Annotated in this window: 8 protein-coding genes and 1 pseudogene; 2 read left to right on the top strand and 7 right to left on the bottom strand. The window is 73.6% G+C overall.

The annotated features are described in order from the left end of the window. From ABWI04_RS19030 to ABWI04_RS19055, 6 genes and pseudogenes are all read right to left on the bottom strand, one after another. Positions 1-526, bottom strand: a pseudogene (locus tag ABWI04_RS19030) (thiol reductant ABC exporter subunit CydC); the annotation flags it as partial. Further along, positions 523-2,136: a thiol reductant ABC exporter subunit CydD gene (gene cydD / locus ABWI04_RS19035; RefSeq protein WP_353833252.1), complete on the bottom strand. Its 1,614-nt coding sequence runs from the start codon at positions 2,134-2,136 to the stop codon at positions 523-525. The pseudogene ABWI04_RS19030 and the gene cydD, both read right to left, overlap by 4 nt. Positions 2,137-2,143: 7 nt before the next feature. Then, complete coding sequence (gene cydB / locus ABWI04_RS19040) at positions 2,144-3,256, bottom strand: cytochrome d ubiquinol oxidase subunit II (RefSeq protein ID WP_353833253.1); 1,113 nt, start codon at positions 3,254-3,256, stop codon at positions 2,144-2,146. A 26-nt stretch (positions 3,257-3,282) separates the two neighbouring features. Next, a complete protein-coding gene (locus ABWI04_RS19045) occupies positions 3,283-4,701 on the bottom strand; it encodes a cytochrome ubiquinol oxidase subunit I (protein ID WP_353833254.1) in 1,419 nt (472 codons plus the stop codon). A gap of 129 nt (positions 4,702-4,830) precedes the next feature. Continuing rightward, the gene (locus ABWI04_RS19050) at positions 4,831-6,039 is read right to left on the bottom strand and encodes a PucR family transcriptional regulator (RefSeq protein ID WP_353833255.1); all 1,209 of its coding nucleotides are present in this window, start codon (positions 6,037-6,039) and stop codon (positions 4,831-4,833) included. A 47-nt stretch (positions 6,040-6,086) separates the two neighbouring features. Beyond that, positions 6,087-7,313, bottom strand: coding sequence for a PucR family transcriptional regulator (locus ABWI04_RS19055; RefSeq protein ID WP_353833256.1), 1,227 nt, complete (start codon positions 7,311-7,313; stop codon positions 6,087-6,089). Positions 7,314-7,697: 384 nt separating this feature from the next. On the opposite strand from ABWI04_RS19055, the gene ABWI04_RS19060 reads away from it, so the two are divergent. Both ABWI04_RS19060 and ABWI04_RS19065 read left to right on the top strand, forming a co-directional pair. Beyond that, a complete protein-coding gene (locus tag ABWI04_RS19060; protein ID WP_345183467.1) occupies positions 7,698-8,327 on the top strand; it encodes a hypothetical protein in 630 nt (209 codons plus the stop codon). Positions 8,328-8,675: 348 nt separating this feature from the next. Further along, positions 8,676-10,565 (top strand): Vgb family protein, encoded by a 1,890-nt coding sequence (locus ABWI04_RS19065; protein ID WP_353833257.1) that lies wholly within the window; start codon positions 8,676-8,678, stop codon positions 10,563-10,565. Between the two features lie 144 nt (positions 10,566-10,709). Here ABWI04_RS19065 and ABWI04_RS19070 read toward each other — a convergent pair whose 3' ends face one another. Next, on the bottom strand, positions 10,710-12,191 hold the full coding sequence (locus ABWI04_RS19070) for a N,N-dimethylformamidase beta subunit family domain-containing protein (protein ID WP_353833258.1): 1,482 nt from the start codon (positions 12,189-12,191) through the stop codon (positions 10,710-10,712). Positions 12,192-12,412: the final 221 nt, after the last annotated feature.

Raw genomic sequence — 12,412 nt, forward strand, 5'->3', positions numbered from 1 at the left:
GCAGGACGAGCGCGGCCGGGAGCAGCCCCAGCGCGAGCCAGAACCCGGCGGCGGGAAGCAGCCACGCGAGGGCGGCGACCGTCCCGGCGCCGACGGTCAGCGCGACGAGCGGCGGGGCGAACCCGCGCAGGTACAGATGCTGGACGGCTTCGACGTCGGCGACGAACCCGCTGAGCAGGTCGCCCGACCGGGCGCCCGGCAGACCGCCGGGGACGAGCGGCTCCAGCCGCCGGAACCACCGCACCCGCAGCTCCCGCAGCAGCCGCAGGGACGCGTCGTGCGAGACCAGGCGCTCGGCGTACCGGAACGCGGCCCGCGCCAGGCTGAACGCGCGCACCGCCGTGATCGCCACGGCCAGCGCGACGACCTGCGGGCGGAGCGCGGCCCGGGAGATGAGGTAACCGGAGGTCGCCATCAGGGCGACGCCCGACCCCAAGGCGAGGGCGCCGCACAGCGCGGCCCCGGCGAACCGGTGCGCGACCGGCCGCGCGGCCGCCACCGACTCCGCCAGCGGCCCCCGGCTCATGTGAGGGCCTCCGCGCGGGAGACGGGCAGGTCGATCACGTGGTCGGCGCTTGCGGCGAGCCGCGGGTCGTGGGTGGCGACCACGACCGTCCGGCCGCTCAGGGCCAGTACGGCGTCGGTCACCTGCCGGGCGGTGGCCCGGTCGAGGTGGGCGGTGGGCTCGTCCAGCAGGAGGAGCGGCGCGGGACGGGCCAGTGCCCGCGCCAGGGCGACGCGCCGCACCTCTCCGGCGGAGAGCCCGTCGCCCGCTTCGCCCACCGTGCGGTGCACCAGCGACCCGGCTCCGGCGAGTTCGGCCGCGGCGACCGGGCCCATCCCGCCCGGCCCGGCCGGGGCGATCTCCTCCAGTACCGGCCCGGGGCGCAGGCGCGGGCGCTGCGGAAGCCAGGCGATCAGGCGCCGCCATTCGTCCGGGTCGAAGCCGGCGAGGTCCGCGCCGTCCACGGTGATGAGCCCGGACGCCGGCTCGACGAAGCGCATGAGCAGCGCGAGCAGGGTGCTCTTGCCCGCGCCGCTCTCTCCGACGAGCGCGGTGAACCCGCCGGGGCGGATCTCCAGCGAGAGCCCGGACAGCACGGGCGGGCCGTCGTACGCGGCGGTGACGTCCTCCAGCCGGACGGTCCCGAACACGGCCGGGCGGGGGCGCGCCGGGGGCGGCACGGCGGGAGGCAGCGCGAGCAGCGCGGACAGCCGCCGCGACGCGGTCAGGCCGTCCGCGCCGGCGTGGAAGTCGGCCGCGAGCGCGCGCAGCGGCCCGTACAGCTCCGGCGCGAGGACGAGGACGGCGAGGCCCGCCTCCAGGCCGATGCCGCCGGTCGTCAGCCGGAGGCCGACGCCGACCGCGACCAGCGCAGTGCCGAGGGTGGCGGCCAGCTCCAGGACGAACGCCGACAGGAAGGCCGTGCGCAGGACGCGCATCGTCTCCCGCCGGTAGCGGTCGCCGGTAGCGGCGATCGCGGTCGCCTGGGCACGGCCCCGGCGGTGCGCGCGCAGGGTCGTCAGCCCGCTCACCACGTCCAGGAAGTGCCCGCTCATCAGGGCGAGGGCCCGCCACCGCTCCCGGGTCCGTGCCCTGGTCGACGCGCCGATCAACGCCCCGAACAGCGGCACGAGCGGCAGGGTGGCGGCCATGACCAGTGCCGACGGGGCGTCCCGGAAGGCGGTCCACGCGAGGATCGCGGGCGGCGCGAGCGCGGCGGTCGCCAGCGACGGCAGGACCCGGGCGACGTAGACCTCCAGCGCCTCGACGCCGTCCGTGGTGACGGTCACCGCCTCGCCGGACGGCACGCTCCCCGGGCGCGCCCGGACGATCCGGCGCAGCACCCGCCCGCGCAGCTCGCCGACCATCCGGGACGCGGCCGTGCGGGCGCCGGTCTCCGCCGCCCAGCCGAGAGCGGCGCGCGCCGCGCCCACCCCCGCGAAGCCGAGCAGGGCGGGCAGGACGTCCCGGGCGTCGCGGCCCCCGAGGAAACCGGCGACGACGAGGTGGGAGAACAGCGCGGCCTGCGCGACGGTGAGCGCCGCCGAGCACGCGGCTGCCGCCCCCGCCGCCGCCAGGAACCGGCGGACGCCGGGGACGTCCCGGGGCAGCCAGGGATCGAGCGCCCGCATCCGCGCCCTACTCCCCGCCCTCGGCGGGCGCGCCCCCCGACGACGACCCGGGCCCCTTCGCCCCCCGCGTGATCATGTGCAGCGGGGTCGGCGGGCGCGCGAAGTCCTCCCGCGAGAGCCGCGCCCGGAAGACCCACAGCGCCCAGACCTGGTAGACGAGCACGACGGGCACGAACACGCCGGCGATGATCGTCATCGCCACCAGCGAGTAGTGGTTGGACGCGGTGCCGTAGATCGTCAGGCTGGGCGAACCGGCCGTGGACGACACCATGACCCGCGGGTACAGCCGGGCGAACAGGGCGGCGACCAGCAGCACGGTCGCGGCGGACGTCCCGGCGAACGCGGCCAGCGGGCGCCTCACCAGGGCCAGCGGCCCGGACGCGGCGGCCGCGACCAGGCCCAGCCCGAGCAGCGCGTAGACCGGTACGGGATAGGGCGCCGACGACGACGCCTGCACCGCCGTCCACACCGTGAACCCGATCAGCAGCACCGCCGCGACCGGGTAGAGCGCCAGCGCGAAGCCGCGCGCCCGCTCCTCGAGGCCGCCGTGGGTGCGGACGGCGAGGAACAGCGCGCCGTGCAGCGCGAACGCCGCCACGAGCGCGCACCCGGCCAGCACCGGGTAGCCGCCGAACAGCACGCCCTGCCCGCCGGTGACCTCGCCGCGCGGGTCCATCGGCACGCCGCGCGTGATCGAGGCGAACACGACGCCGAGCAGGAACGGGATGGCCAGGCTGGAGACCGGCATCGCGACGTCCCAGCGCCGGCGCCAGGCAGGCGCGTCATGCTTGTTGCGGTACTCGATCGCGACGCCGCGCACGATGAGCGCGACGAGGATCCCGAAGAACACCAGGTAGAAGCCGGAGAACATGCTCGCGTACCAGCCGGGGAACGCCGCGAAGGTCGCGCCGCCCGCCACGATGATCCACACCTCGTAGCTGTCCCACACGGGCAGGATCGTGGCGAGCAGCGCGTGCCGCTCCGGGTCGTCGCGGCCGAGGAACGGGTAGAGCATCCCGACGCCGAAGTCGAAGCCGTCCAGCAGGAAGAACCCCATCCAGAGCACCGCGATCAGCACGAACCACAGCGTCTGGAGATCGAGATGCCCTGCGGTCTCCATGGTGAGTGCACCCTCCGGATGGCAGGTCAGTGGAGCATGGGCGGGAGCGCGTCCTCGCGGGTCACCTCCGGGGCGGGGCGTTCCGGGCCGGCGCGGACCGCCCGGACCATCAGCCAGCCCATGATCGCGGCGAGCACCCCGTAGAGGGCGGCGAAGCCGGCCAGCGTGGCGATCACGTGGCCGGTGCCGACCGTCGGGGAGATCGCGTCGTGCGTCCTCAGCAGCCCGTGGACGATCCACGGCTGGCGTCCCATCTCGGTGACCAGCCAGCCGGCCGTGTTGGCGAGGAACGGCAGCGCGAGGAACGCGTAGGCCGTCCACGCGAACCAGCGGGGCGACGCCCACCCGCGCCGATGGATGATCCACAGCCACGCGGCGCTGTACAGCAGCACGAGGAACCCGACGGTGAGCATCACCCGCCACGACCAGTAGACGCTGCCGATGACCGGCGTGTAGTCGCCGGGGCCGTACCGCCGCTCGTACTCGCGCTGGATGTCGTTGATCCCGCGGATCTCCCCGTTCCAGTCGTTGGTGGACAGCACCGACAGGCCGTGCGGGATGACGATGTCGACGTTGGTGCGATCGGGGTGCTTCTCCCAGGGCCCGATCGCCAGCAGGGACAGCGGCGCCGGCGCCTGCGTCTCGTACAGGGCCTCGGCCGCGGCCATCTTCATCGGCTGGTACCTGACCAGGAGCTGCGCCTGGAAGTGCCCCACGCCGATCACCACGACGGACGCCACCGCCGTCACCCAGAGCGCCCCGTGCGCGGCGGCCCGGAACAGCGTCACGTCCGGGTCGTCCGGCCCGGCGTCCTCCCGCCGGGCCTTGCGGAGCCGGTACGCGGCCACGGCGACGACCAGGAGCCCGGCCGTCACCAGCGAGGCGGCGATCGTGTGGAAGAAGTGGGTGATCTGCAGCGGCTGGAGGAGGACGTCGCCGAGCGACGTCATCTCGGCGCGCCCGCCCTTCATCGCGTAGCCGACAGGGTGCTGCATCCAGCTGTTCGCGGCCAGGATGAAGTACGCGGACGACGACGTGCCCGCCACCACGAGCCAGATCATCGCGAGGTGGACGCGCGGGGACAGCCGGTTCCAGCCGAACAGCCACAGCCCGATGAAGGTGGACTCCAGGAAGAACGCCACCAGGCCCTCGATCGCCAGCGGCGCCCCGAACACCGATCCGACGAACCTGGAGTAGACCGACCAGTTCATGCCGAACTGGAACTCCTGCACGATCCCGGTGACGACCCCCAGCGCGAAGTTGATCAGGAAGAGCTTCCCGAAGAACCGCGTCATCCGCAGGTGGTGCTCCCGGCCGGTGCGGTACCAGGCGGTCTGCATGCCCGCGATGAACCAGGCCAGGCCGATGGTGAGCGGCACGAACAGGAAGTGGTACACGATGGTGACCGCGAACTGCCACCGGTCGAGCACCGCTGTCGTCTCCACCCCGCTTCCTTCCCATCGTCGGAGATCTCGGCGGCGGAGCGCCGTCGGGAGGCGGCCCCCGGCGGGCGCGCACTGGGCAGGTTTCCCGGCCGTCCGGCCGGAGAAAGGCAGTCCGCGGTCAATCGTTGATCAAGTTGTCGCGTCGAGGCGCCGGGCCCGGAGCCTGCGGGTGCGCAGCGCGGCCTCGATGGCGAACCGGGTGCCGGGGTCGGCGAGCTCGTCGCCGAGAAGGTGTTCGAGCACGCGCATCCGGTACCGGACGGTCTGCACGTGCACACCGAGCTCCTCGCTGATCCGCGTCGCGGGCGCGCGGGTCCGCAGCCAGACGGCGAGCGTGTCGACGAGCGGCAGCCTGCGCCGCTCGCTGAGCGGGGCGAGGGGCGCCAGGCCGCGGCGCGTGATCTGCTCCATCAGCGCGCCGTCGGCCAGCAGCCACAGGCTCATCAGATGGTCCTCGCACAGGGTGAGGGTGCCGTCGTGCAGGACGTCCTTCAGGTCGAGGAGGCGCCTGGCCCAGCGGAGCGAGTCGGCGGCGCGGGCGCGCGGGACGGTCAGGCCCACCGCGGCGCGCTCCCCGGCCAGCGCCGCTTCGAGCATCGCCCGCCGGTCGCCGGTGAGCGGGCCGGGGACGAGGAGGTAGGGCGCCGGTTCCGCCGGGTCGAGCAGGACGTCGGCGTCCAGCAGGGGGCAGACGGGCAGCGTCCCGGAGGGCAGGGCGACGAGCGTGACCTCGTCCGGGAGCGGCCAGTCGGCGGCCGGGTCGGGCTCGACCGTCGACGCGGAGCCGGCGAGCGCGCGCAGGAGGGCCAGCCGGGCGTCGTCGCGCGCCTGGCACGCTTCCGCCTTGGCCCGCTCGTAGCCCTCCCGGGACAGGGCCGCCGCGTCGTCCATGTAGGCGATCACGGCCTCGGCGAGGGCCGAGACCGCCAGGACGGACGCGACCCGGTCGTCCAGCATCGCCCGGATCCGGGACCAGGCCACCTGCATCGCGGCACGGTAGGCCGACTGGAGCACCGTGAGCGGGCGCCCCTCCATCACCTCGAACGCGCCCATCTTGCGGCACAGCTCGTCGCGGCGGTCGAGCGGCTGCGCCGGGTCGGCCAGCCAGTCCAGGAAGCCCAGCACGTTGCGTTCGACGGCCATGCGGATGACGTGGTTGTACGCGCTTCCGGGCGGCCGGGCGTAGGCGGGGATCGCGGCACGGATCCTCTCCACGATCTCGTCGACCAGGCCCGGGACGACGGTCGTCCGGACGTCCGGCGACAGCGCCGCGACGAGCTCGCGCAGCTCGGCGGACTCCTGCGGCGACAAGCCGCCCGGAGAGAACGGCCTCGGCATCGCGCACGCTCCGTGGGGTGGGTGACGGGGGTGTCAGGAGGCGGGGTTCAGGAGGCAGGGCGGCCCGGCGGGGTCCGCCGGCGGGCCTTCAGGACCGCCTCCAGGACGAAGCGCGTCTCGGGGTCGTCGAGCCGGCCGCCGACCTCCTTCCTGATCTGGCGGAGCCGGTACCGGACGGTCTGGGGGTGCAGGTGCAGCCGGCGTCCGACGTCCGCCGCCGTGCTCCACTGCTCCAGCCAGACCCGCAGCGTCTCGGTGAGCGCGCGCCGCTTGCCCTCGGGCAGGCCGGCCAGGCCGCCGAGCCGGCGCCGCGCGATCTCCTCCACGAGGGGCGGGTCGCACGTCAGCCACAGGTCCAGCAGGTGGTCCTCGGCGCGGATCAGCGGCGCGGGGTCGATCACGCCGTCCTCGGCGAGGGCGAGCACGCCGCGCGCCCAGCGCAGCGCGTCGGGGATCTCGCCGAGCGGCACGGTCAGGCCGACCACGGCCGGCCCGCGGTCGAGCGCCGCGCCGAGGAGGGCGCGCCGGGCCTCGTCCACCCCGCCGGGCACGAGCAGCCAGGGCGCGGTCCCGCCGAGAGCCGACAGGACGTCGCGGCGCGCGGCGGCGGGCCGCCACCGCGTACCGCGGCGGACCACGACCGGCGTCGCGGTCTCCGGCACGTTCCAGCCGAGCTTCGCGGCGAGGTGCTCGATCGCCTCGCGGGAGGCGACCGGGCGCGTGGAAAGGCCCCGCATCAGCAGCCTGCGCGAATGGACGAGGTCGACCGGCGCCTTCAGTCCCTGGTCCAGATAAGCCTCGACTATCGGGTCGATTATCTGGTCCATGAAGGCCATTTGGAATTCCGCGACGCGGGCCAGGTCGGCGCCCGACACCTTGTTGCGGACGCACACCTCGGTGATCCGGTGCCAGGAGGTGTCGAAGGCGATGTGGATCGCGGCGTGCAGGGTCTCCAGGCTCCGGTTGCCCGTGACCTCCCTGCGGCCGAACGAGTGCAGCAGTTCCAGCAGCCCGTCCAGCGGCTCCGCGGGATCGGCGAAGCGCGCCACGTAGGTGCGCATGGCCTCCCGCACGACCCGTTCCGGGCTGGGCGGTCCGCCGTCGGCGACCGCGAAGTCGGGGACGGTGGCGCGGACGGCCGTGTAGATCTCCTCGGCCAGTCCGGGGAGCCCGGACCGCAGGACCTCCACGAGTTCGGGAGGCGCCGGCTCGGGTCGCACGAGCGCGCCCTCCCGCCCGAGCGCCGAAGCGGGCTGCCCCACCGGAAGCGACATGCCGTTCAAAATACCCATGGGCCCCTAGTCGGAAAAGGCCCCGGAACGGCGGCGTGAAAGGTCATAGGGTCACTCACAGGCATTTGTTGCGGAAAGTCAACGGCGTCGCCAGTATCGGTGAGGCTCCATGGCGTATTCCGGTCCGACCGCTTCGAGGTCCCCGGTGCCTCCTCATCGGCGCACAAACTCCGCGAAGCGATTTACTCATCCGTTGACAGACCTTGCCGGAATCGGCGTCGACCCCGCGTGCGAACCTTGTCCGCCGTGAAAATCTCCGCTTACCGTACCGGCTAGTAGGTGAATGGTGAGCTCACACCCACCCACGCAGGAAGGCCCGTGCCTCTCCCCAGGCACCCGGTCCCACCCCCAGGAAAGGTCATTCCCGTGCGCAAGATCACCTCTGCGGCCCTCGCCGCCACGAGCGCCTCCGCCCTCGCCCTGTTCCTCGCCGCCCCGGCCCACGCGGCCAACCTCACCGCGACCGTGACGAACGGCGGCTCGGTGACCGCCACGAACTCCGGCAACCTCGTCATCACCGACACCAGCACCGGCATCGCGGTGACCTGCACCACGTCCACCGGCTCCGGCAGCATCCCGAACGGGACCAAGAGCGGCGCCTCGCCGCTCCAGGTCGGAACGATCAGCGCGATCTCGTTCACCAACTGCAACGGCGGCGGGTTCTCCTTCACCGTGACGCCGAAGGCCCTTCCCTGGAAGGTGAACGTCACCGGCGCCACGTCGGGCGGCGTCACCCCGGGCAGCCTGAGCGGCATCTCCGCGCACGCCTCGGCGGCGGGCGGGCTCTGCCAGCTGGACATCGCCGGCACGGCCTCCGGCACCTACACCAACAGCACCGGCAAGCTGACGGCCACCGGCAGCGGGCTCACGGTCAGCAACGTCACCTCGGGCTGCCTCGGCATCGCGCACAACGGGGACTCCGCCTCGCTGAACGGCGCCTACATCGTCAAGAACAGCGGCGGCACCTTCCCGCAGATCAACGTCACCTCCCCGTGACGCCCTGATCCGCGCACGACCGCGGGGGTCGCCCACCCCCTAGGCCTCCGCACCGCACAGGCGAGCCGGAAACGCGTCGGCGTTTCCGGCTCGCCGCCTGTCCGGGGGGGACGCCTCCGAGCGCGGGCGTGGCCCGCGCCCGGCGGTGCGGCCGGGAACGTTCCGGTGGACCGGTTGGCCGGTAGCGGCCCGTTCCGACGATCTTGCTTGACTCTGGACACTCCAGCGTTTCTATTGGCCCCCGTGGTCGTTCACGATCACCGTGGTCCCTCGCGGCCACCGTGCTCCTTCGCGACCACCGCTACTCCTGTCGGCTTTCGGGGATGAGGAACCATGGGAGGCGATGGCATGCGCCATCGACGTACACGGGCGGGATCGCTCGCCCTCACCGCGGTGCTGGGCCTGAGCCCGCTCGCGGCGGTGCCGCCGGCGTCGGCCGACGGCCAGGTGACCGAGGTGGCGCTGCCGGTGCCCGACGTCGCGCCGGTCGGGCTCGCCGCCGGACCGTCCGGCACCCTCTGGTACGCCGCGAACGCCGGCGGCATCGGCCGCGTCGGCGCCGACGGCAAGGTCACCGAGTTCACGATCAGTGAGAACTCGCAGCACCAGGCCGGCGTCCCCGACGCGATGACGGCCGCGAGCGACGGCGCGCTCTGGTTCACCGACATGTCCTACAGCGTCCCGCGGGTGGGGCGCGTGAACCCGGCGAACGGCGCCGCGACGCTGTTCGAGCTGCCGGTGACGGGCGACGTGAACTTCGCCAACGCCCAGGTCAACGGCGTCGCGCCGGGCCCGGACGGATCGGTGTGGATCACCGGTGGGTACTCCGGCACGATCGGCCGGGTCGACCCGTCCGGGAACGTCACGGCGTACGCCACGGGCCTGTCCCCGTACGCGGTCACCGTGGGCCCGGACCAGGCGGTGTGGTTCACCGACACCAGCGGCCGGATCGGCCGGCTCGACCCCGCCACCGGCCAGGTCACCCCCTACGACACGCCGTTCACCTTCCAGGGCTACCCGGGCATGGGCGACATCGTGTCCGGCCCGGACGGCAAGCTGTGGTTCACGCAGCCCGGCGTCAGCCGGATCGGCAGCCTCGACCCGGCCACCGGCGAGGTCGCCGAGTACGCCACGCCCCGCCCCGACTCCGACCCGACCGGCATCGTCGCGCGGGACGGCAAGCTGTGGTTCACCGAGGCCGCCGCCAGCAACATCGGCAGCCTCGACCCCGCCACCGGCGAGATCGCCGAGTACCCGCTGCCGGCGACCCTCTCGGCGCCGACCCGCATCGTCAACGGCCCCGGCGGCCACCTGTGGTTCACCGAGCCGGGCCGCGGCCTGATCGGGCACTTCGACCCGGCCGCCCCGCCGTCCGGCACGTCCCACCCGGCGCTTCCGGCCGCGGCCCCGGGCAGCAGCCCCACCCCCGCCGCGCGCTTCCAGAACCAGTGCGCGGTGGAGTCCCTCTGCCAGACGCAGGTCACCACCGGCGGCGACGTCAAGATCGGCACCTTCCGGCAGAGCCTGCCGAGCGGCGCCATCCGCATCACCGGCTCCCTCGGGGCGCCCGACGAGACCGGCGACTTCGTCCTCGACCCGCCCGTGGTCGGCGAGCAGCTCATCTCCAAGCAGGTGGAGGTGCCGGGCGGCCTCATCGCGCAGCTGCCGCTGATCGGCCCGATCCTCGGCAAGTCGCCCGCCGCGATGTGGGACGTCAACCGCCTCACGATCAGCCAGACGCTGGCCGGCAAGGTGCACGCCTACCTCACCGACACCGGGCTCGGCGTCCGCGTGCCGCTCAACGTCCACCTGAACAACCAGCTGCTCGGCACGACCTGCGTCATCGGCCCGATCACCGCGAGCCTGCCGACCACCTTCCTGGCCGGCTCCCCGAACGGCGACCCGCACCTCGGCTTCGTCCCGGCGGCCGTCTCCCTGGAGGCGCCGATCGAGGTCCCCGCCGCGAAGGGCTGCGGCCCGTTCGGCATGCTCGACGGCGTCATCAACCAGCTCATGGGGCTGCCGTCGCCCGCCTCGCAGAACTCCATGAAGCTGACCGGCGTCCTCAACCTGGGCAACGGGATCAACGCGAGCAACACCCCGCAGAGCCTGGCGTCCGGCCCGGTCGCCGCCAAGCTCAAGCAGATCCTCAAGTCCGGCAAGACCCCGCGCAAGACGGCCAAGGCCCCGACCCCGGCCCCGAAGAAGGCCACCTACAGGATGAAGGCCCGCCGCTAGCGGCGGAGCACCGGGCGGAGGCGCCTCCGAAGGCCCGTCCTTCGGAGGCGCCTCCACACCGTCCACACCCTGTGGACAGAAAACCCGGCGCCGTCATCGCCGCCTGACGCGATCGCCCCACGGACTGGCGTTGGGCGGCGCGCTTCAGGGCGCGGTCGCGAGCTCCTTGGAGTTGGGACGGGACGGATGGCTGCGCGCGAGCGGTCCGGCGGCCATCGCCCGGACGAGCGTGTCGGTCACCCGCGTGACGAAGGCGCGGCCCGCCTCGTCGACGCCGTGGCCGCAGGCGCGTCCCCGCATCGCGCACACCCAGCGCATGGTGCCGGTGGCGAAGACCCCGGCCCCGCTGCGGGTCGTGTAGTAGGACGCGTGCGCGACGGCGCTCCCGGTCCCGCAGCTGATCGGGGACCGTCCGACGATCTCCAGTGTCGGCGGCGTCGGGCCGCCGGGGGCGATCGCGTCGGCCTCGGGGCCGACCATGCCGGGGAACCGGGTTCCCGCACGCACGCCGGTGCCGCGGAACAGCCAGAAATCGGGCCGGTAGACGGTGAACGCGCCTTCCGCCGGAAAGCACATGTACTGGATGCCGATGATGTCGCTCTCCGGGCGCGGCTTCGGCGGGAGCCGCCAGTCCTGCGTCGACTCGGCCGGGTTCGTCCGGGCGACGGGGTCGGCGGAGGAGTCCTTGTAGCAGACCACCAGCCGGTCGGCCCCCAGTGCCGTCGCCTCGAACCGGATGTGCCGGTTCACCGCGTTGGCGCCGAGGAACGCGATGTTGACGCCGTGGTCGCGAGCCTCCGTGGCGCGCTGGCGCATGGCCGACGACCAGTACTCGTCGTGCCCCAGCGTGAGCAGGCCGCGCGCCTTGCTCAGCAGAGCGGGATCGCTGTGCAGGTCGTTGTCGGTCGCGTACGCCAGCGGCACGCCCGCCTTCTCGGCCAGGGCGATCGCGGGCTGCTCGTAGGTCAGGAACTTGCCCGCGCCGGTCTTGTCGTAGGGGCGGTCGAAGCTGACCGCGTAGGACCGGTCGTCGTACCCGGACGGCCCCTCGTACAGGTCGTGGCCGCCCCACATGTTGTACGCCTGCCAGGTGGTGGTCGCGTTCAGCACCACGACCCGTCCGGCGGTGTCCGGCGAGCGGACGGTCACCGGCACGTACCGCTGGGCGCCCGACACGGCGGTCAGCCTGATCAGGTAGCTGCCCGCGGGCCAGCCGGACGTGGCGACCGTCATCGACGGCCGCCACGGCGCCGAGACGGTGCGCGTCTTCCGGTCGATCCGGGCCGCCGCCTGCCGCACCCCGGCGACCTGCCCCGACCGCCACACGCGGCGCGCGTTCGCGCCCCCGTACCAGCCCATCCGGAACGCCTCCGCGCTGAACCCGGAGGTCGTGGTCGAGACGAACAGCCGGAACGACTGGCCCGGCAGCACGCTCACGCGATCGGCGTACCCCTCGATCTCGTGCTCGGCCCCCCTGCGGCGGACCTGCCAGTCCGTCGTGCCGGGCTTGGCGTTCTCGGGCGTCTCCACGGTCGCCGCGCCCGCCTTGCCCGGCCGGTCGGCGGACGAGCGGCGGGACGTCGAGCACGCGCCGACCAGAACGAGCGCCGAGACCAGCGCCAGCACGACCGGACCCCGGAGTACGCGCGGAGACACGCGTCCGTCTAAGGGACGTCCCTCTTCTGCTTCCGTCACGGCGGACCACCCTCCCCTGAACTCCCCTGCGGGCAACCCGTCCACCGCCACGTACCAGAGATCGTCTTCCCGCCCCGCGCCCGCATAACCGCCGGCCCTGAACGAGTCCGGGGGACGCACCTGTTACATGACAGTTCGCGCCATTATGTCGC

Source organism: Actinomadura sp. NPDC000929 (genome assembly GCF_040492065.1).
Classification (GTDB): domain Bacteria; phylum Actinomycetota; class Actinomycetes; order Streptosporangiales; family Streptosporangiaceae; genus Spirillospora; species Spirillospora verrucosospora.

Coding starts and splice junctions, on each gene's coding strand:
- cydD (WP_353833252.1), bottom strand. CDS start 2,136: ATGCGGGCGCTCGATCCCTGGCTGCCCCGGGACGTCCCCGGCGTCCGC.
- cydB (WP_353833253.1), bottom strand. CDS start 3,256: ATGGAGACCGCAGGGCATCTCGATCTCCAGACGCTGTGGTTCGTGCTG.
- ABWI04_RS19050 (WP_353833255.1), bottom strand. CDS start 6,039: ATGCCGAGGCCGTTCTCTCCGGGCGGCTTGTCGCCGCAGGAGTCCGCC.
- ABWI04_RS19055 (WP_353833256.1), bottom strand. CDS start 7,313: ATGTCGCTTCCGGTGGGGCAGCCCGCTTCGGCGCTCGGGCGGGAGGGC.
- ABWI04_RS19065 (WP_353833257.1), top strand. CDS start 8,676: ATGCGCCATCGACGTACACGGGCGGGATCGCTCGCCCTCACCGCGGTG.